This is a genomic window from Turicibacter sp. TJ11, assembly GCF_021497505.1.
GTDB lineage: Bacteria > Bacillota_I > Bacilli_A > MOL361 > Turicibacteraceae > Turicibacter.
Map to the genome: position 1 here is coordinate 2,085,742 of NZ_CP069349.1, position 21,851 is coordinate 2,107,592.

18 protein-coding genes and 1 other annotated feature are annotated in these 21,851 nt (G+C 32.8%); of the genes, 1 reads left to right on the top strand and 17 read right to left on the bottom strand.

What is annotated here, in order from left to right:
- Positions 1-175 precede the first annotated feature (175 nt).
- From tetB(P) to yaaA, 11 genes are all read right to left on the bottom strand, one after another.
- Positions 176-2,134: a tetracycline resistance ribosomal protection protein TetB(P) gene (gene tetB(P) / locus JRC48_RS09970; RefSeq protein WP_006440995.1), complete on the bottom strand. Its 1,959-nt coding sequence runs from the start codon at positions 2,132-2,134 to the stop codon at positions 176-178.
- Positions 2,118-3,380, bottom strand: coding sequence for a tetracycline efflux MFS transporter TetA(P) (gene tetA(P), locus JRC48_RS09975; RefSeq protein ID WP_006440994.1), 1,263 nt, complete (start codon positions 3,378-3,380; stop codon positions 2,118-2,120). Before tetA(P) ends, tetB(P) begins: the two co-directional genes overlap by 17 nt.
- Positions 3,381-3,943: 563 nt before the next feature.
- Positions 3,944-5,251, bottom strand: a complete 1,308-nt coding sequence (locus JRC48_RS09980) for an IS1380 family transposase (RefSeq protein WP_235069129.1) — start codon at positions 5,249-5,251, stop codon at positions 3,944-3,946.
- Between the two features lie 695 nt (positions 5,252-5,946).
- Positions 5,947-6,426: a 23S rRNA (pseudouridine(1915)-N(3))-methyltransferase RlmH gene (gene rlmH, locus JRC48_RS09985; protein WP_235069414.1), complete on the bottom strand. Its 480-nt coding sequence runs from the start codon at positions 6,424-6,426 to the stop codon at positions 5,947-5,949.
- A gap of 79 nt (positions 6,427-6,505) precedes the next feature.
- Positions 6,506-6,679 carry a CxxH/CxxC protein gene (locus tag JRC48_RS09990; RefSeq protein ID WP_235069415.1) on the bottom strand — a complete coding sequence of 58 codons (174 nt, stop codon included), beginning with the start codon at positions 6,677-6,679 and terminating at the stop codon, positions 6,506-6,508.
- Positions 6,680-6,690: 11 nt separating this feature from the next.
- Positions 6,691-7,479, bottom strand: coding sequence for an MBL fold metallo-hydrolase (locus tag JRC48_RS09995; RefSeq protein WP_235069416.1), 789 nt, complete (start codon positions 7,477-7,479; stop codon positions 6,691-6,693).
- Positions 7,480-7,784: 305 nt separating this feature from the next.
- The gene (gene serS, locus JRC48_RS10000; RefSeq protein WP_235069417.1) at positions 7,785-9,059 is read right to left on the bottom strand and encodes a serine--tRNA ligase; all 1,275 of its coding nucleotides are present in this window, start codon (positions 9,057-9,059) and stop codon (positions 7,785-7,787) included.
- Positions 9,060-9,125: 66 nt separating this feature from the next.
- Positions 9,126-9,362 (bottom strand) — a binding site (T-box leader).
- A gap of 90 nt (positions 9,363-9,452) precedes the next feature.
- The gene (gene gyrA, locus JRC48_RS10005) at positions 9,453-11,945 is read right to left on the bottom strand and encodes a DNA gyrase subunit A (RefSeq protein ID WP_235069418.1); all 2,493 of its coding nucleotides are present in this window, start codon (positions 11,943-11,945) and stop codon (positions 9,453-9,455) included.
- 34 nt (positions 11,946-11,979) lie between these two features.
- Entirely contained in the window at positions 11,980-13,908 is a 1,929-nt protein-coding gene (gene gyrB, locus JRC48_RS10010) for a DNA topoisomerase (ATP-hydrolyzing) subunit B (RefSeq protein WP_370630401.1), read from the bottom strand.
- Positions 13,868-15,004, bottom strand: coding sequence for a DNA replication/repair protein RecF (gene recF, locus JRC48_RS10015; protein WP_235069420.1), 1,137 nt, complete (start codon positions 15,002-15,004; stop codon positions 13,868-13,870). Before recF ends, gyrB begins: the two co-directional genes overlap by 41 nt.
- Before the next feature lie 15 nt (positions 15,005-15,019).
- The gene (yaaA, locus tag JRC48_RS10020) at positions 15,020-15,238 is read right to left on the bottom strand and encodes a S4 domain-containing protein YaaA (RefSeq protein WP_235069421.1); all 219 of its coding nucleotides are present in this window, start codon (positions 15,236-15,238) and stop codon (positions 15,020-15,022) included.
- Positions 15,239-15,481: 243 nt separating this feature from the next.
- Between yaaA and JRC48_RS10025 the strand changes: the two genes are divergently transcribed.
- Positions 15,482-16,777, top strand: coding sequence for an ISL3 family transposase (locus tag JRC48_RS10025; RefSeq protein WP_235069422.1), 1,296 nt, complete (start codon positions 15,482-15,484; stop codon positions 16,775-16,777).
- Between the two features lie 99 nt (positions 16,778-16,876).
- On the opposite strand, the gene JRC48_RS10030 is transcribed toward JRC48_RS10025, so the two are convergent.
- The 6 genes from JRC48_RS10030 to rsmG all read right to left on the bottom strand — a co-directional run bounded on the left by JRC48_RS10030 (position 16,877) and on the right by rsmG (position 21,814).
- Positions 16,877-17,071, bottom strand: a complete 195-nt coding sequence (locus tag JRC48_RS10030) for a DUF951 domain-containing protein (RefSeq protein ID WP_235069423.1) — start codon at positions 17,069-17,071, stop codon at positions 16,877-16,879.
- Positions 17,064-18,008: a mechanosensitive ion channel family protein gene (locus JRC48_RS10035; RefSeq protein WP_235069424.1), complete on the bottom strand. Its 945-nt coding sequence runs from the start codon at positions 18,006-18,008 to the stop codon at positions 17,064-17,066. The genes JRC48_RS10030 and JRC48_RS10035 overlap by 8 nt, the downstream gene beginning before the upstream one ends.
- A gap of 17 nt (positions 18,009-18,025) precedes the next feature.
- Positions 18,026-18,898 (bottom strand): ParB/RepB/Spo0J family partition protein, encoded by an 873-nt coding sequence (locus JRC48_RS10040; RefSeq protein WP_235069425.1) that lies wholly within the window; start codon positions 18,896-18,898, stop codon positions 18,026-18,028.
- Positions 18,888-19,655, bottom strand: a complete 768-nt coding sequence (locus JRC48_RS10045; protein ID WP_235069426.1) for a ParA family protein — start codon at positions 19,653-19,655, stop codon at positions 18,888-18,890. The genes JRC48_RS10040 and JRC48_RS10045 overlap by 11 nt, the downstream gene beginning before the upstream one ends.
- A gap of 504 nt (positions 19,656-20,159) precedes the next feature.
- Positions 20,160-20,981 (bottom strand): nucleoid occlusion protein, encoded by an 822-nt coding sequence (gene noc / locus JRC48_RS10050; RefSeq protein WP_235069427.1) that lies wholly within the window; start codon positions 20,979-20,981, stop codon positions 20,160-20,162.
- 119 nt (positions 20,982-21,100) lie between these two features.
- Positions 21,101-21,814, bottom strand: a complete 714-nt coding sequence (rsmG, locus tag JRC48_RS10055; RefSeq protein WP_235069428.1) for a 16S rRNA (guanine(527)-N(7))-methyltransferase RsmG — start codon at positions 21,812-21,814, stop codon at positions 21,101-21,103.
- Positions 21,815-21,851: the final 37 nt, after the last annotated feature.

Below are 21,851 nucleotides of genomic sequence, written 5' to 3' on the forward strand. Positions count from 1 at the left end.
TTATTAAAAACTTTATTTACATTATATTACAAATTTCAAGCACTTACAATTAAGCATAGTAACATGAAAAAAGGAAGGGTCTTCATCTTCTTCAGACGACCCTTCCTTTACTTTTAGGCTTTGAATGTCTTATATTTAAATCCTACATATAAAAATTTAACTTATCTATTTAAATTTAATCTCTAATTGCGTTTAGTTTATGAAGCAAATACTCTTTTTTATTCAATGGATCATACGTTGTTTTTTTGCGTGCTTTTGAAAATTCAGCTGAAGCTTCCTTATACCCATAAAATTTTGTCACAAACATTCCTCTACCTTCTGTATATGAAGCTATTTTCATTTTATATTCTTTTGAATTTTCTACTGGAATTAATCCCTTTATTGAGAATTCATCCCCTATAACAATAGGATTATCAAAGGTTGCCCTCATAGTTTCTAAATCCCATACCGCTTTGCTTAAAGCATTTTGAGGAATCTTTAACTCAAACTCATGTAATGGCTCTAATAAAACAGTTTGTGCTTTATATAATGCTTCCATGAATACCATAGGTGTCACATTTCTAAAATCTGCTGGAGTGCTGGCTGGACTAAAAAATTCACCACAGCTAAGAGTGACTTTTACATCTGTAACCTCCCATCCAAATAATCCTTGTTTACTTGTCTTAATAACTGCTTCTTCAATTGCATTTTGAAAAGATTTTGGCAATGACCCTACTGAAACATTAGAAATATACCTAAGACCTTCGCCTCTCCCTGCTGGTTCTATTTCTAAGCCTACTGTCGCCCAAAATGGATTTAAGTCTTCCTGCATATGCATTATTGACGCTCCAAAACCTTTAGGTGTTTCCTTATAGATAGTCTCAATATTCGAAAACTCTACTTTTATTCCATATAAATCATCTAACATGGAACTTAGTATTTCCATTTGAACTTCACCGAATAAGTTGACATAAATTTCTTTATCTATGTCATTCATCTCTAATTCTAGTAGTGGATCTTCCTCTGCAAGTAATGTTAATGCTTTAAATAGCTCTGGATTTTTTTCTTTATCAATTGCAGAAATTGTTGTTTTTAATGCTGGTTTAGCTATAGATATATTTTTAATTTTATCATTTGAAATTCCAATAACATCTCCCACTTGGAAACTTGTAAGTCCATATAAAATACCTATATCCCCTGCTTCTATCCTCTGTGCTTCAACAACTCCCCCATTTTCTAACCTATTAATTTTCTTTACTTTTTCTGCTATCTCCTTATTAGGTACTTGAATTTTATCTCTTACAGATATTTTTCCTCCAAATAATCTTACATAAACCTTCTTTTCATTTTTACTTGTTCTTTCGATTTTAAATACTACTCCAGATAAATCACTTTCACAATCATCACCTGCAAATGGAAAATAACTACAAATTCCATCTAATAAGTCTTCAACTCCAAGTCCAATTGCTGCCGCACCACAAAATACTGGATATAGACTTCCTTCACTTGCATATAATGAAAGCTTTTCTTGTATTTCTTCTTTATCAGGTTCTATTCCACCAATATATCTTTCTAAAAATGCTTCGTCTAAGTCTGATAAAACATCAATAGCATCATCATTTATCATGCATGTATCAAATAGTTTTTTTATATAAACAGCTTTGCTTCCTACATCATATACTTCTTGTAATCTAACTACTTTATTGGACATATTCTTCTTTATATCTTCAAATACTTTATTGAAATTTGCCCCAATTCTATCTAGCTTATTTACAAAAATTATTGTTGGAATGTTTAACTCCTTTAATGTCTCAAATAATATTCTTGTTTGTGACTGAATACCCTCTACTCCTGATATAACTAGTATCGCTCCATCTAAAACACTTAATGAACGTTCAACTTCCGAAATAAAATCCACATGTCCTGGAGTATCAACAATATTAACCTTGACATTATTCCAATTAAAAGATATGGTTGATGATTTAATGGTAATCCCTCTCTTACGCTCAAGCTCCATAGAATCCGTCTGTGTATTGCCTAAATCAACTCTTCCAACTGATTTTATAGCTCCACTATAATATAATAAGTTTTCTGTTATAGTTGTTTTTCCTGCATCCACGTGTGCTACGATTCCTATATTAATTATTTTCTTCATAATCAATACCTCCAACTCTATCAACCACCTTTTTATCCATTATCATAGCAACAATATATAACACTAATACCGGTGTTACTAATAACGAAGTACATGCTATACCCATACTCACTGAAATATTTGTAGCTATGATTCCTATAATTGGTCCACCTAAAATTTGACCTAAGGAATTTATTTGTCCATTTATAGAAAGTACAGTAGATCTGGCCTTGTCATCTATATGTCCATTAAGCCATGCACTAAATATAGGTTCATTTATAGTTCTAAAGGTACTTGTCGCTAAATAAGCTATTAGCATTAAGTTAAATCTTTTTGTAATAGCAAATATGAACATAAATGATATATAAAATATATTTATACATAATAACAGCTTTCCATTTTTATTCTTATCATCATCCTTAAGCTTCTTTTCCATAAAATGCATTACTATAGCACTCAATATCATTCCTGCAATTCCAAAAATTCCGAACCAAGTCACTGGTTTAAGGTTTCCAAGTTTAGGAAGCATAGTATCTTGTAAAAAATGCATATTAGAAAGTCTATCATAACCTTCACTGGATAATCCATAAAATAAAGTTACTGAAAGCAAAATTATAATTATAGGTTTATTTTTTATAAATTTAAGACCAGATTTAAAGGTATATCCCATCTTTTTAAAAGTATTTAAATCCTCTGGAGCAGATGATTTAAAATTATTTTCTGGCATATATAACCATAAAAATAATGCAAGAATTATAAATAAGACTCCACTAACTATAATAGGTAGTCTTACAGATAAATTAGCTATTACAGTGCTTAGTACTATTCCAATAACCGATCCTATCTGTCCTGCTTGTGCTCCCTTTATATAAATTTTATCCAAATCTTTATCTTTCTCTTCTTCCGCAATCCAAGCTTCAACAGATCCACTAATAAAAGTAGAACCTAATCCCCATACAATCTGTGCTACAAGTACGAAAACGAAACTAGAAATAGAACCTTCTAAAATAAATCCCACTCCTGTTAAAACTACACCAATAACAATAGATAGTTTACGACTGTACACATCTGCAACTATTCCTGTAGGAATTTCAAATATAAAGCATGCTACTTCTAAAGTAGTTCCAACAAGTATAAGCTGAAGTGGATTTAAATGCACCGTTTCAATGTGATACACTATCATAACTGTAGCTACTAGTGAAAAACACATTGCTGTAATAGCTGAAAATAATAAATAAGTTTTATATGCTGAAAGTTTATTAACCATTAATAATCACCATCCTAGTATTTTTAAAAAAATTTATTTGTTTTTCATAATCTTCATATTTAAATATATAAATCATCAAAATAATCTCCTTAAATAAAAAAAGTTGTAAGTGAACATAATTCACTTACAGCCTCATAATTATATAACCTAAATATAAACATGAAATATACAACTTTAATTTATATAACTTATGATTAAGCTATGCAAATTAAAGTCTTATATCATATCTATAAATATAGTAAAAATAGGCATAAAAATACCGTGTTTAGAACACAGTTTTCCTATTCTTCAAATAAAGATGTAATATGCTCATTATAATACTGATTATTTTTAGAGTACACAAATAGACATGGTAATATCAATATTATTAATCCTGAATTATTCATGATCATTCAAACAAAGCTGTGGGTAGACTAAATTTTAGCCTAAACCACAGCTTTTTATCGTTTTGATCTTAAATTTGGGTAAATTAATACTCCAGCTCCCTAAAAAAGGGTAGACTCCCCCCTTGGTGATGTGTTTCTCTAAAAAATATTTCGTTTTCAAAGAACGAATCCACTCACTTACTCTAACTGAATCAACTGGATCGTTTTTAAACAGTGATGAAAAATTTCTTTGTAGGGATAGTGACTACAGAGTTTGAACACGATTCTTCGTGATTGTTTCACTCGTTTTGCAGCGATTTTAATGAGTTTAGTGCGTAAGGTTTCAATCTGCATCTTAGAAAACTCATGAGGTAACGTTAATCGTCTGAATCCGTTGATGAGATTGTAGGCTAACACCACGAGTTGAATTCGGTTGACATTAGTCATCCAGTATTTATGACTCACTTTATCCATTCTAAATCCATTTTTACACTCTTTGATATAGTTTTCCATCGTCCCACGTTTAGCGTATAGGCTAACAACCATCTCTGGTCTTGTTTCCATGTTCGTCACTAAAAATAAATAATCGGGAATGAGTTCACCTGCTTTTCGTCTCACTTGAACAATGACACGTCTTGGGTGATTCCAACTCTTTGCCTGATAGTCAAACTCCCCATAGAATTGTTGAGAATATTGAAGCGAACACTCTTCGAAAAAAACATCCGTTACTTCTTTAGCTAAACGATAGAGAGTGGCATTTGCCTTTAAACGGATCACATAGTTTGTGTTTAACGTTTCGCATAACTTATAAAGTTCTTTATGAGCAAATCCACTATCTCCGCGAACGAGTCGATAGCTCGATGGAAACTCCTTTTGATAGCGTGATAATAAGGGACCAATAAAAGAAACGATATTCCTTGAAGTATAGACATTCCCCGCACGAAGCTCAACTTTTAAACAGTCTCCAGTCATTCCATCAAAAACCATGAGGGGATGAAACCCTTGGGCTTGATAATGAGCATTAAAGGCATTCCCATATTGATGACCATAGGTCTGAAAATGAGTGGAATCCACATCAAAAATAAAATGATTAGGAGCTTCGACTTGATAAAATTGCGAAAGGAGTTTTTGATTGATGAGTTCAAATTGCTTACTTGTTTCCTGCGTCAATCGATGAGTAAAACGAGATAAAGTTGGTTGAGAAGCTAACGAGGGCTTATCAAGCAAAGTTGTCAATAAAGGTTCAACTCGCAATTCATCCGCATCATCAGCGCAGTGGTAACCGGCAATCGTTTGAAAGATTTGTTGAAGACAAAGCTCATGATTCGTATGAGTTCGAATCGCTTGATCAGTTTCTAAATGAAAATGTTGTTTCAATAGTTCTGGAAACTTCACGTGATGCATAAATTCTTGGATTAATAAAAGTCCTGCATCCGACGTTAAATCTCCACCTTTAAAATTAAATTTAATCTTTTTATTGAAATGAAGTTGGTCTTGATGTATCATAAAAAAGTAATCTCTCCTTAAATATGTTTTGGTTTAGCAATTAAAACGATATCAAATGAGAGATTATTTTCATAGCAAAATGCTTCACTTAAAAGGTGAAATAAAAAATAGATAAAAAGCGTTGATTCCACTAAGGACTCAACGCTTTTTACATTTTTATGGTGAATAATTTAGGTTAATAATTGTTTCTACCACAAATAAACCTTGAGTTATCCAAGATTTTTTTCATATACTTTTTAAAATAATCCTTATTCAGTTAGTTTAGTTAAAAACTACCTCTTTGCGCATATTTACATCTCCTTTACATTTATATTTTTCATGTTTATATTTTAGTATAATTACATTATATATAAACTTTTATTTTTTTCAATACTTTTATATTCATATTTATCCAAATTCAATTGAAACTTTATTACTTCAAATAACTTATATACACAAAAGAATAACTACTAACTTTAACCTAAATCTGAAATGAATATAAAAAATATATTTGTGGAATGTTTTACAATTTCTTTCAATACTATAGATTAGAAAAAACAAATTCTAATTTGCTGAAATAGGTGAAAAACGAAGAACCTATGAATAAAACTACAATAACCTACAAAAATTCAAATTTTAGATTTTTGTGAGTTTCATTGCAGAATTAAAGCAGACCTACCTTTCATTTATATATCCAATTTTGGTAAAGTTCGCACTTACTTGTGATACGGTTCATTATTATTAATTCGATACGCACGATAAACTTGCTCAAGTAAAATTAATTTAAATAGTTGATGAGGAAATGTCATTTTAGAAAAACATAGTTTATAATTCGCACGTTTTTTGACTTCATCAGCTAACCCCAATGATCCACCTATAATGAACGCCACATTACTATCACCACTTAAAGCTAATTGACTCAATTGTTTAGCAAATTGCTCTGATGTTTTCATTTCACCTTGTAAATCCATCGCAATAACATACATATTATCTTTAATCTTAGATAAAATTTGTTTTCCTTCTTTATCTTTAATCAGTTCCATCTCACGATCTGAAGCATTATCAGGTGTTTTTTCATCTGGTACTTCAATCATTGTTAATTTACAGTAGCGAGATAATCGCTTCGAAAATTCTTCAATTCCTAGCTTGATGTATTTTTCTTTAATTTTCCCAACCGAAATAATAGTAATATTCATTAAAAAACCTCCAATACATGAAAAGAAATTCCCTGATAGGTAGGGAATTTTTTATTTGAATTCTAAAGTTTAATATTTTTTAGAATGAATCATCCTCATCAATCATCATTCCCTCAATAATCTTATAAACAGCTGCATTTTCACAATGATGACAACGATGCTCAATTTCTACTTCTACTAAAATGGGTAATTTCCCGTGTTCATCTAAAAAATGATCCATTGATTCTTCAATATGTTCTAAACAACTATACATACCTATTCCTCCTATAACTTAATCACTTTTGATGGATGCATCGCATAAGTCATATGTAAATTTAATTTATTTAAATCAATATTCTCTTCTTTTAAAATGTGACGCACTGTCATTTCAGCTAAATCAGGTAAATTTGCTTCTTGGCTTAAATGAGCTAAGTAAATATGCTTTGTTTTTTCTCCAATAAGCTGACTCATTGCATATGCCGAATCTTCATTTGATAAATGACCACAATCATCTAAAATTCGTTGTTTTAATGACCACGGACGATTGCACATTTGCAGCATCTCAACATTATGATTGGTTTCCATAATATATGCATCAGCATTTTTCAAGGTTTTTAAAATGTCACCCGTAATATACCCGGTATCTGTCACATAAACTAACGTTTTTTCATCTTTTTTAATCATATACCCCACTGGATCAACTGCATCATGAGAAATTCTAAATGGCATAATACTTAAATCTCCAAGATGATACCAAACATCTTTTTCAACTGCCATTACCTTTTCAATGCCTGGTTTAATAATATTTTTACGATACATTTCATCAATTGTTTTTTGGGTTGCACAAACATTTAACTTCCACTTTCGTGTACAAACCCCAACACCTTTTATATGATCAGCATGCTCGTGAGTAATTAAAATATGTTCAATCTTATTCTCGTCGAATCCACTTTTTTTAATCAATTCCTGTAATTTTTTCAAAGACAATCCACTATCAATTAATATAGATGTTTGTTCTGTTTCAATAATTGTAGCATTTCCTATACTCCCACTAGATAATACACAAACCTTCATTCTATCACCTATTCTTCTATCAAAAAACTTTAGTTAAGGTCTTAATTTCATCTTTTAAGCTAGCTTTTTGTTTCGATGATTCATTTTAACATGTTTACTTAAATGAATCTAGTACAATCCCCTATCACGTCACAAATTAGCAAAAAAAGAATCTAAGACTTAGATGAATTTGATGAAAACAATCTATATCAAACTAATAATAAAAGTTTCGTAGCACTGATTAAAATAGAGCTTTTTTGATTAAGTAATGACATCATTTCCATAATAAAAAGAGTACTAAGTGTACCCTTTTCATTTTAAAAAAATTATTTAATAACTTCTAAATTACGCATATAAGGACGTAATACTTCAGGAATCACGATGCTTCCATCAGCTTGTTGATAGTTTTCAATAATAGCAGCCACCGTACGTCCGATTGCAAGACCTGATCCGTTTAATGTATGAACAAATTCTGGTTTAGCTTTTGCATCACGACGGAACTTAATATTAGCACGACGTGCTTGGAAATCTTCAAAGTTTGAACATGAAGAAATTTCTTTATACTCATTATATGATGGTAACCATACTTCAATATCATATGTTTTAGCTGCTGAGAATCCGATATCTCCTGTACATAACTCGATCACACGGTATGGTAATCCTAATAATTGTAATACTTTTTCAGCATTTGCTGTTAATGTTTCTAATTCTGCATAAGAATCTTCTGGTTTAACAAACTTAACTAATTCTACTTTGTTAAATTGATGTTGACGAATAATTCCTCGAGTATCTCGTCCAGCTGAACCAGCTTCTGCACGGAAACATGGGCTATAAGCTGTATATTTAATTGGTAATTGATCGGCATTTAAGATTTCATCACGATGTAAGTTAGTCACTGGTACTTCAGCCGTTGGAATTAAGAAGTAATCCGTATCTACTAATTTAAATGCATCTTCTTCAAATTTCGGTAATTGTCCAGTTCCTGTCATACTTGCACGATTAACGATAACTGGAGGTAAAATTTCAGTATATCCATGATCTCCAGTATGTAAATCTAACATAAAACTGATTAAAGCGCGCTCTAAACGAGCTCCTAATCCTTTATAAACCGCAAAACGGCTTCCTGTAATTTTTCCAGCACGTTCAAAATCAATAATATCTAACTCTGCAACTAAATCCCAGTGTGCTTTTGGTTCGAAATCAAACGTTGTTGGTTCTCCGTATTTACGAATTTCAACATTATCTGTTTCATCTTTCCCAACAGCGATTGTTCCACATGGAACATTAGGAGTTCCTAATAAAAGATTTTTAATTTCTTCATCAATTAGACGTAATTGCTCATCTAATTCTTTAACTTTTTCTCCAACACCGTTCATTTGGGCTAATAACTCAGAAGCATCTTTTTTCTCACGTTTATACTGTCCAATTAACTTAGATACTTCATTTCGATTAGATTTTAATTGTTCTACTTCTAAAATAATGTTTTTACGTTTTTCATCTAATTGTGTAATTTGATTTAAATAGCTAAAATCTCCACCACGTGTTTCTAAGCGAGCAATAGTTCCTTGTAAATCTTCACGTACTCTTTTTAAATCTAACATGTTTCTTTCCTCCTATTTATTAATTTTGATTAGTCATCCTAGAAAATAAAAAAGTCTCATCCCTATATTAGGGACGAGACTTAACCCGCGTTGCCACCCTAGTTGTCCACAATTTTGTTCCACGTAGAACAAAATTGTGATACCACTTACAAAGATAACGGTTAGACCGTGAATGAATACTTATAAAAATGTTCTTCATTCCACTCCTAGGTTGATTTCTAATTACTTATACATCAGTTTGCACCACCCACTGACTCTCTACAGTATGAAGTAAAAAGTACTATTCCTAATCAATGCTTTTTTATTTAATTGTAATATAGCATTATCTATTTTTTTTGTCAATATTAGTATATCTTGTGTTTCTTTTTATATGCGCATAAGACCTTATTTATTTTATTCTTCTGTTACTACTTGATCATCTGTCACAACAGTTTCTTCAGAAGAAATTGTTAATTCCTCTGTTTCTTCGTGTTCAACGACAGCAACACTTGATACCGCTTGATCATCTGAAAGACGAATTAATTTAACACCTTGCGTTGCACGTCCTGTTTGTGAAATTTGACTAACTGGTGTACGAATAATAATTCCCTTATTCGTTACGATTAATAAATCTTCATCACCATTTACAGCTTTCATAGCAACTAATGTACCATTTTTCTCAGTAATGGTTAGTGTTTTAACACCTTTTCCACCACGACTTGTTTTACGATATTCTTTAATCGATGTACGTTTACCAAATCCGTGTTCTGTTACAACTAAAATTTCTTGATCCATTGTGACCATTTCCATACCAACAGCAAGTTCATTTTCATCAAGATAAATTCCTCGAACTCCGGCTGCTGTACGTCCCATTGGGCGGACCTGTGTTTCATCAAACCATACAGCTTTTCCACCACTTGATGCAATAACAATATCGTCATTACCTGACGTTTTTCTTACACCAATTAATTCATCATCTTCACGTAAAGAAAGTGCGATTAAACCATTTGTACGAATGTTGCTAAATGCTGCTAACGTTGTACGTTTAACAACTCCTAAACGTGTCGCAAAGAATAAGAATTCATCTTCATTAAACTCTTTAACCGGAATGATTGCACTAATATACTCATCTTGTGCTATTTCAATAATGTTTACAATCGGTAATCCTTTAGCAGTACGTCCATATTCAGGAACTGTATAAGCTTTTTTCTGGTAAACCTTACCTTTATTTGTGAAGAATAGTAAATGATCATGAGTTGATGTCGATAATAACTCCTTAACATAATCATCATCATGTGTTCCCATTCCTTGAACTCCACGTCCACCACGATTTTGTGAACGATAAGTTGAAATTGGTTGACGTTTAATATATCCGTTATTCGTTAACGTAATGATGACCTGTTCTTCTGGAATTAAATCTTCATCTTCTATATCAAAATCTGATCCTCGAACAATCTCTGTACGACGTTCATCTCCATGCTTTTGTTTAACTTCTAATAACTCGTCACGGATAATTTGATGAACGCGTGATTTATTCGCTAAAATCTCTTTTAAATCAGCAATTAAAGCCACTAATCCTTGATATTCTTCTTCAATTTTGCCACGTTCTAATCCTGTTAATCGACGTAAACGCATCTCTAAAATAGCTTTCCCTTGTCGATCAGATAACGAAAACTCTGACATTAATGCGTTTAATGCTTCTTCGTCATTAGATGAACCACGAATAATCGCAATAATTCGGTCGATATGATCTAATGCAATACGTAATCCTTCTAAAATATGAGCACGATCTTCTGCTTTATTTAAGTCAAATTTTGTACGACGAACAATGACTTCAACTTGATGTTTAATGTAAGCAGCAATTACTTCTTTTAAATTTAAAACTTTAGGTTGCCCATCTTGAAGAGCTAACATATTAATCCCGTAAGAGACTTGTAATTGTGTTAATTTAAATAAATTATTTAACATAACCTGTGGATTAACATCTTTACGTAATTCAATAACAATACGTGTTCCCTCACGATTTGATTCATTACGTAAATCTGTAATTCCATCGATACGTTTTTCTTTTACTAATTCTGCAATTTTTTCGATTAAACGTTCGCGATTGACTTGATAAGGAATTTCTGTCACTAGAATTGAATATTTCCCACCATGTCCTTCAATGATTTCACATTTTGAACGCATCATAATCGAACCGTTTCCTGTTTCATAAGCAGAACGGATTCCTTTTGTTCCTAAAATTAAAGCACCTGTTGGTAAATCTGGTCCTTTAATATATTGCATTAATCCTAAGACATCGATTTCTGGATCATCCATATAGGCTAAACAACCATCAATAACCTCAGATAGATTATGTGGCGGAATATTAGTTGCCATCCCGACCGCAATTCCTGTTGTCCCATTCACTAAAAGATTAGGGAAACGTGCAGGTAACACAATTGGTTCATGTTCTTCACCATCAAAGTTTGGTCGATAGTCAATCGTATTCTTGTGGATATCTCGCATCATTTCCATCGATAGTTTAGACATTCTTGCTTCGGTATAACGCATCGCCGCCGCTCCATCACCATCGATAGAACCGAAGTTTCCGTGTCCATCAACTAATGGATAACGATAACTGAAATCTTGCGCCATACGAACCATTGCATCATAAACCGATGAATCTCCATGAGGGTGATATTTAGCAATAACATCCCCGACGATACGGGCTGACTTTTTATATGGCTTATCACTATGCATTCCTAAGTCATTCATCGAATATAAGATACGACGATGAACAGGTTTTAAACCGTCACGAACGTCCGGTAAAGCACGTGATACGATAACACTCATCGCATAATCAATGAATGATGTCTTCATTTCTTTTGCGATGTTATGTGGCTTAATTTGATCATATGCAGACATTTTCGTTCCTCCTTATAGATGTAGTTGCCTCCAATTAGATATCAAGATTTGTAACATATTTAGCATTAGCATCTATAAATTCTCGACGTGGCTCGACGCGATCACCCATTAAAATATCAAAAATTTCGTCAGCCTCAACAGCATCGTCAAGTGTTACTTGTAATAATGTACGTACTTCTGGATCCATTGTTGTTTCCCATAGCTGTTCAGCATTCATCTCTCCAAGCCCTTTGTAACGTTGAACATTTGGTCGAGGAGTTGCTGGTAAAGACGCCATTACTGCTTCTAATTGTTCTTCTGTATAAACATACTCAATACGTTTTCCTTGAGCGATTTTAAATAACGGTGGTTGAGCAATATAAACATATCCGTTCTCAACTAAAGGTCTCATATAACGATAGAAGAATGTTAATAATAACGTACGAATATGCGCACCATCGACATCGGCATCGGTCATAATCACAATTTTATGATAACGAGCTTTTGAAAGATCAAATTCATCTCCAACTCCAGTTCCGATCGCATGAATCATACTTTTGATTTCATTATTAGCATAAACTTTATCAATACGAGCTTTTTCAACATTTAAAACTTTACCGCGAAGAGGTAAAATCGCCTGGAATTTATTATCGCGTCCTTGTTTTGCTGATCCTCCGGCAGAATCTCCCTCGACAATAAATAGCTCTGAAATATTAGCATCGCGTGATTGACAGTCAGCTAACTTACTCTTAAACCCTAATGACTCAAGAGGTGACTTACGACGAACCATTTCACGCGCACGTTTTGCAGCCATACGAGCACGAGCCGCCATTAATGATTTTTCAATAATTAGTCTCGCTGATTGTGGATTTTCCATTAAGAAACGCTCAAATCCTTCTGAAAAGACATTATCAGCAATACGACGAACTTCGCTATTTCCTAACTTTGTTTTCGTTTGTCCCTCAAACTGTGGATCAGGATGCTTTGCAGAGATAATAGCCGTTAATCCTTCACGAATATCTTCCCCGATTAATGCATCATCACCTTTTAATAGATTTAACTTCTTCGCATAACTATTAATAATACGTGTTAATGCTGCACGGAACCCTGCTTCATGTGTTCCACCCTCATGTGTATTAATATTATTTGCGAATGAATAAATGTTTCCGGCTACCCCCGTGTTATATTGCATAGCAATCTCAACACTGATTCCATCACGCTCACCTTCAACATGAATGACTTCTTCGTGAATGGCTTCTTTATTTTTATTCAAGAAGCGAACATACTCACTAATTCCACCTTCATAATGGAACTCATGACGTTGTGGTTTATCTGAACGAAGATCTTCTAACGTGATTTTTAATCCCTTGTTTAAAAAAGCTAATTCTCGAATACGATTACGTAAAATATCATAATCATAAACCGTTGTTTCAGTAAAAATTGTCGGATCCGGTTTAAATTTAACCTCAGTACCAGTTGAATCAGCCTCACCAATCACATGTAACTCATCTATAGGCTGACCTTTTTCGAACTGTTGAAAATATTTTTTTCCATTACGGCTAACCGTAACTTCTAAATGTTCTGATAACGCATTAACTACTGAGGCCCCTACCCCATGTAATCCTCCAGAAACTTTATATCCGCCACCACCGAATTTTCCTCCGGCATGTAAAACAGTATAAACTGTTTCAACGGTTGATTTTCCGGTTTGCTGATGAATATCAACTGGAATTCCGCGCCCATTATCTTTAACAATAATCTCGTTATTTTCTGTAATCGCAATATTAATTTCAGTACAATATCCAGCTAAAGCTTCATCGATTGAGTTATCAACAATCTCCCAAACTAAATGATGTAATCCACGTCCACTTGTTGAACCGATATACATCCCAGGGCGTTTTCGAACGGCTTCAAGACCTTCTAATACTTGAATATTACTAGCATCATACTGTTGTGTTTTCGATACTTCTTGCGTCATTCTGATCACCTATCCTAATCTTGGCATTATCAATGGTAAAAATATCAGCTAATTCAATGACATTTTCATCAATTCCATCAATATTAGTTGTCGTTATAAAGGTTTGAACTTTATTTTTTATCGTATTTAATAGTTGTGTTTGACGTGCATCATCTAGCTCACTTAAAACATCGTCTAACAACAAAATGGGATACTCATTTAAAACTGAATAAATCAACTCAATTTCGGCTAATTTCATCGATAACGAAGCTGTTCGTTGTTGACCTTGTGATCCAAATTGATGTGTATTAACGCCATTAATTGAAACACTAAAGTCATCTCGATGCGGGCCTAAACTAGTTGATCCTAATTGAATATCCTGATCATATAGATCTTTATATTTTTTAAAAATATCTTCTTCATTTAATTCGATATTTTTAAATGAATTGACATAATTTAAATTAATTTCTTCTAATTGATTTGAAATTTCACCGTGAACTTTCTTAGAAAAAGTCTCTAACTTTTTTAAAAATTCAATTCGATGATTTAATACATAAACAGCGTGTGGTACTAACTGTTCTGTTAAAACATCTAAAAGTAACTCATTCGTACGATTCACACGTAACTGTTTAAGTAATTCATTACGTTGCTTTAATAACTTCGAGTATTGACCTAAGTGATATAAGTAAGTTGGGGATAACTGTCCAATTTCCATATCCATGAATCGGCGACGATATTGAGGCCCCCCCTTAACTAAAGATAAATCCTCTGGTGCAAACATCACCACAATTAACTTTCCAACATATTCACTTAATTTCTTTTGATCCACTCCATTATAATTTGCTTTCTTACCTTTTTTAGAAATAATTAAAGATAAATGCAACTCATCAACAGCTCGCGTAATATCTGCCTCAATACGAGCAAAATCTTCATTAAATAAAATGAGCTGCGAATCTTTACTTGTTCGATGTGACTTCGTCGTTGATAGAACATAAATCGATTCGATTAAGCTCGTCTTTCCTTGTGCATTATTTCCAATGATAATATTAATATTCTTCTTAAACTCTATAGAAGCATCTTGGTAATTTCTAAATTGCTTCAGTGATAATCGATTGATAAACAATGAAAATCTCCTTTACTATTCAGCCACAATAATAAACTCACCAAATTCTTCAATCGAAATAATATCTCCTGGATATAATTTACGACCACGGCGGTTATCTTGCTCATTATTAATAAAGACCGGAACTTCCTCTAAGAAGAACTTAACACTGCCACCACTTTCAATTAAATTCTCGAACTTTAAAAACTGTCCAAGAGTAATAAATTCACTTGTAATATGTACTTCAGTTCGCATATTAATCACCTTTTTCTTTCTATATATATTATAGCATATTTTACATTTTTTTAACACGTTAATCCCAAATAAAAAGCGCTCAAATCAACGATTTGAACGCTTTTTTGGTTCTATAATATTTGGTGTGGGTGATTCCCACACTTCTTTTATTTGGAATAAAAAATAAGTATAAAAAAAGAGACATCACGTCCCAAATTCTATACCATGTAATTGACCAAAAAAAAACACGAAAGGATTGGGTTTATGTCTCACAATAATTGTATCTTAACTTTACTCGATTTAAAAGATAAAAATATTACTTTTTCAGAAAATTGGATGAAAGATGTTCAGATTAACGGGATCCGCTCTAAGGTGATTTCTGGTATCCTCTCTTTTCAACCGACTCATTGTTACAACTGTGGTCATCTCTTTGACTCACAAATCATTAAACACGGCTTCAAAACCTCTCGTATTAAGATGATGAAACTCTCTGGCTTTGATACCTATCTCGATTTAAAAAAGCAACGCTATAAATGCCGTCATTGTGATCGTACCTTTACGCTTAAAACCTCTCTTGTGGAATCTAATTGTTACCTTTCTAATCCCCTTAAACAAGCTATTTTCCTAGAGGCTAGCCATAAAAAATCCGAGTCAGATATTGCCCGTGAACTCAACGTATCCCATTCAACGGTCAATCGGATCATTCATACATCGTACGAGCAACAACCCCTTCATTTTAACTCTCTTCCAAAGGTGCTTTGTTTTGATGAGTTTAAGTCGGTCAAATCAGCGGAAGGGGCTATGTCATTCATTTTTTGTGATGCTTCTAATGGGAAGTTAATTGATATCGTTGAAGACCGTCGTCTAAGCACTTTAAAACCTTATTTCATGCGATTTTCTAAGGAGGCCCGTGAAGGTGTAACTCACGTTGTTATTGATATGTATGCTCCGTATATGACACTCATTAAAGAGGTGTTTCCCAACGCTAAAATTGTTTTAGATAAGTTCCACGTCGTTCAACTTTTATCTCGTGCCCTCAATAAAACTCGTATTCGCTTCATGAACCAAAACAAAGAATTCTACAATAAATTCAAACATTATTGGCGCCTTTTATTAAAAGCCCAAGAGGATATCCATTCTACCCACTACTTCTATTCTAACTGTTTCAAAAAGCAGATTTCTCAACAAGAAATCATCGACTTTTTACTCGCTTTAGATCCTGAATTAAAAGCGACTTATGACTTCTATCAAACCATCAAACAGGCCATCAAACTTCGCAACTTTGATGCTTTTCATCATGCCATTCAAAACCCCTCTGACTTACTTTCACCTGAAATGAAAACAGCTTTAAAAACATTAACTAACTACCAAGATTATATTAAAAATACGATTGAAACATCTTATACCAATGGAGTGCTTGAAGGGATTAATAACAAGATTAAAGTGATTAAACGCATGGCCTTTGGATACCGTAGTTTCTATCATTTCAAAGCTAGAATTTTGATTATCCATAAGTACACCTTTGAACAAAAAAATAAAAGGAATCAAACTGCTCAATGAGCAGCTTAATCCCTCACGATTACAGGTATAAAATTTCTTCACCCACACCAGTTGACAAAGAGCCGCTTTTTTTCACTTTAAAAATAATAATATTTAAGTCTATTGTGCAGGCTCTAAAACCTTCTTCATTTTTTTCTTAAATTGGGGTCGTGGCATCATTAAAGTACGCTCACAATGACAACATTTAATTTTAATATCTGCTCCTAAACGAATAACTTGCCAACGATTCGTTCCACAAGGATGTTGTTTTTTCATTTCAACAATATCGTTTAAACCAAATGTTACATTATTCATTTGATCCACTCTCCTCATTTTTTTGATAAACAACCATTTTAGAATAAGGAATTTCAACATTCTCACGATCAAAGGCTAGTTTAATTAATCGGCGTAATTCTCGTTGAATATACCACTGTTTTAATGGCTCAACTTCTGCCGTCATACGGATGACAACAGATGAATCAGCAAGCTCTTGTACGCCTAAAACTTGAGGCATTTGTAAGATTTCTTCATATTGATCAAAAGCTTCTTGCCCCACACGCTCTAAAACAGAAATAGCTTTATCTAAATCAGCCTCGTAAGCAATTCCAATATCTAAAAGTGCTTGTCCATTTGAAACTGAATGATTGATAACTTTACCTATGTTACCATTTGGAATAATCACCGTTTCACCTGTTACGACGCGAATTTTAACCGAACGTAATCCGATTTCCGTTACAGTTCCAGTGTTTCCGTCGATTTCAATAAAATCTCCAACTGAGAATAAATCTTCAAAAATGATAAAAAAGCCCATTGTAATATCATCTAGCATACTTTTTGCTGCGAATCCAATCACAACAAAGATCCCACTTGATGCGATTAATAATTTATCGAGTGGCACAAAGATTGATAATAGCCATAAGATTGTTAAGATGTTAATCGTATAACGCCAAATATTTAAAGCTAAACTTTCAAAAGTTTCTTTACGTCTTTCTGTTCCACCTGTCACTTTTTGAATACGTTCAATATTCACCGCAAATGCTTTTTTGATCAAATTTTTAACAAAACGGCGAATAATTGACATAATAATTAAAACTAAAAGAACACTAATCACTTTAAATCCGATATTCACTAATATTTCATTCAGTCGATCCGTTGCAATGAAATTTTCGATTTTATCAGCCAGTACTTTATTGACTGACGATAAGTTTAATTGGATTTTTTCTAGTACCTGAGTCAGAAAAAATGCATTCAAATTGTTCACTCCTTAGTCTATTCTAACCCCATCATTTCGAGTAAACGATTTAAGTCATCCATTGTCACATAATCAATAATGATCTGACCTTTTCCTTGTTTTTCTTTAATCTTCACCTTTGTTCCGAAATAAGACTTCAAATTAGATTCCACGTACTCTAAATGTGGGTTTAATTCCTTTTTAGGTTTCTTTTCTTCAGGTTGCTCTGCTCCAACTTGTTTAACAAGTTCTTCTAGTTCACGCACTGAAATCTGTTTTTCTTTAATAATATTGGTTAATTTTAAAACTAATTCTTCATCTTTTAAACCTGCTAAAACTTTTCCGTGACCTACTGAAATTACATTATTTTCAATATCATCTTGAACGGCACGTGGTAGCTGCAATAATCGCATTGTATTTGCAATATATGCACGACTTTTACCTAAACGTTCACCTAAACGTTCTTGAGTCAAATCTAATTTTTGCATTAACAGGCGATAAGCTTCTGCTTCTTCAATGGCAGTTAAATCTTCACGTTGTAAGTTTTCAATTAAGGCATATTCCATCATTAAATGATCGTTAAATTCACGGACAATCGCTGGAATTGTATCTAATCCTGCCTTTTGTGCGGCACGATAGCGACGTTCCCCTGCAATAATAATATAACCTTTAATATCTTTTTTAACGATGATTGGTTGAAAAACACCATGCTCTTTAATTGACATCGCTAATTCTTTAATTTTATTCTCATCAAAATATTTTCGTGGTTGATAAGGATTGGGTCTTAAACTATTCACCTCTAATTGGTGGATAACTTCTCCCTCTTTTACTTGTTCAAACGACTCAATACTTTCAATATCATGCTCTTGAAATAGTGCACCTAAACCTCTTCCTAATCTATTAGTCGACATTATTTTTAACCACCTCTTTAGCTAAATCAATATAAAATTGAGCAGCTGACGATTTTTGATCATAAGCAATAATTGACTTTCCAAATGACGGCGCCTCACTTAAGCGGACTAGACGTGGAATAATCGTATTAAACACCTTTTCTTTAAAATATAACTTAACCTCATTAATGACATCTAATCCTAGACGTGTACGACGATCAAGCATCGTTAATAAAACACCTTCAATCGATAAATTTCGATTTAATCGGCGCTGAACAATACGAATCGTATTTAATAACTGTGTTAATCCTTCTAATGCATAATATTCACATTGTACTGGAATTAATGTCGAATCTGCTGCTGATAATGCATTAATTGTTAAAAGTCCTAGTGATGGTGGGCAATCGATCACAATATAATCAAAATAGTCTTTTACCTGTTCAAGTTTTGGTAATAACTTAAATTCACGATCTTTTTCCATGACAATCATTGATTCAAAACCAGCTAATTCTTGTGATGATGGAATTAAAAATAAGTTTTCTTCATTTGTTTTTAAAATAACTTGATTAGTTGGAATTTCATCCACTAATAAATCAAAAACTGTTAACTCAGCATCGCCTTTATACACACCGATACCAGTAGAGGCGTTAGCTTGGGGATCCATATCAACAAGTAATACTTTATGACCCAAGTAAGCCAAGGATGCTGATAAGTTAATACTAGATGTCGTCTTACCAACTCCACCTTTTTGGTTCGTTATAGCGATAATTTTCCCCATATTAACCCTCCTAAAGTCATACTTGTTAATATTTTACCATGAAATGATTAGTTATGAAAAAAAATTTTGGAACTTGCTCAGTAAATTTCAGACTTTTTAAAGTAATATGTAGCATCGACTCTTATTATTTACAATCTTCGATTTTTTTATCATCTAACTCATCTAAAAATGTCGTAAAAGCTTATACTTTTAACATTAATAATTCTCTTTTTAATACTTAATATTACGATATCGTCTACAAAAATATATTCTCTTTATCGTTAGGTATTTAAATCTCGTTTGAAGTTATCCACAACTCACTTTTTTTCAAAACACTTTATTTGACTCTCTTTTGTCATCGTAAAAAAACTAAAAGTTAAATAACAATTGTTCCCTGAAATTCTCTTATCTGTGGATAACTTGATCTTACAAACTCTAAAATAACCATTCCATCTTCTGAATTAAAGCCCATTACTTTTCCACAGCAAATAAAACGACAGGCATCAAAAGTACCTGTCGTTTTTATTAGCGCTTATGTTTAGGTAATGAAATTTTAATCACATAAGAATCATCAAACTCTTCGGTTTCATGCTCTACTTTCATACCTGTTTTCTCAACCATCATAATAGCTTGTTTAAATGTATTCATCGCAATTCGACAATCTCTTGGCATACGAGAAATCGTTTGCGGCTTAGTTGCTTTTTCTTTTGGATTTAACGTTTCTTCAATTAAACGCTCGGTTTCAGACACATTTAAGTCTTTCTCAATAATCTTCTCTAAAAGTTGTAATTGAAGCACTTCATCCTTAACCAGTAACAACGCACGTGCATGACGTTCCGTTACCTTTCTCTCCAACACTGCCTGTTGAACCGTCTCAGATAAATTCAATAAACGAATTTTATTCGCAATGGTTGATTGAGATTTTCCCATTTGTTTAGCCAATGCAGCTTGAGTAATTCCATGTAAATCAATCAATTGTTTATAAGCAACTGCCTCTTCAATCGCAGTTAAATCTTCGCGTTGAATATTTTCAACAATCGCAATCGAAGCTGATTGTTTATCGTCATAATCACGAATAATGGCAGGAACATTAGATAATCCAATTAATTTAGATGCTCGATAACGTCGCTCTCCAGCAATGATCTCATAACCATCTTTAAATTTTCTAACAACAATGGGTTGGATAACACCATGTTCTTTAATTGATTCTGATAATTCCAAAATTTTTTCATCATTAAAAATATTTCTTGGTTGATATTTATTCGGAACGATTTTCGAGATAGGCAACTGAGTTACTTCATCTTTAGGTTGATTCCGTGAATCATCTCTTGAAAAAATGTTAAACACCCTATATCCCCCTTAATATAATGAAAATCAAAAATCATACGTAATATTTAAATTATAACGTACTTTTCTTCTTTTTTCTAGAATTTATATAGTAATGTCCTTCGTGGTGACAGGTAATCCTATTTTAATGGTTTATTTTTGATTTGCCCATATGCTCGAGGATACTTTTTCGGTGTTTTTTTGTATTTTTTTGTATAAATGTTAGTACGTGATCCCGCTTCTTCTGGAAGTTCGATATGTTTAACATCAATAATCTCTACGCCAAATGTTTCTAAGGCTTTTTTTGACTCGACTAATTCCTCATCTCCAGTTTGCCCCTTTAATGCGATAAAGTATCCATCTTCTTTTACTAAAGGAACACAAAGCTCCGATAAAATATTTAAACGGGCTACAGCACGAGCCGTTACAATATCAAATGATTCACGATGTTTTGCCGCATATTCTTCAGCACGTGAATGATAGGCTGTAATATTTTTTAGTTTTGTTTCAGCAATCACATGATTTAAGAAATTTACGCGTTTTCCGAGGGAATCGACTAAATCCATCTTTAAATGTGGAAAAACGATTTTAACTGGTAATGCCGGAAATCCTGCCCCTGATCCAACATCACATAATGTTTGACAACTGTGGATATCTTTAAACATCAAAAATCCAATTAATGAATCATAAAAATGTTTTAAATAAACTTCATTAATTTCTGTAATACCTGTTAGATTCATTTTTTCATTCCACTCAACTAATAACTCGTAATAACGATTTAATTGCCATTTTTGTTCTTCCGTTAATTCAATGTTAAATTCTTTTAACTTCTCATAAAATTGTTCCGGTGTCATCTCTTCTACTCCTTCAACATTACATAAAGAGTTAAGG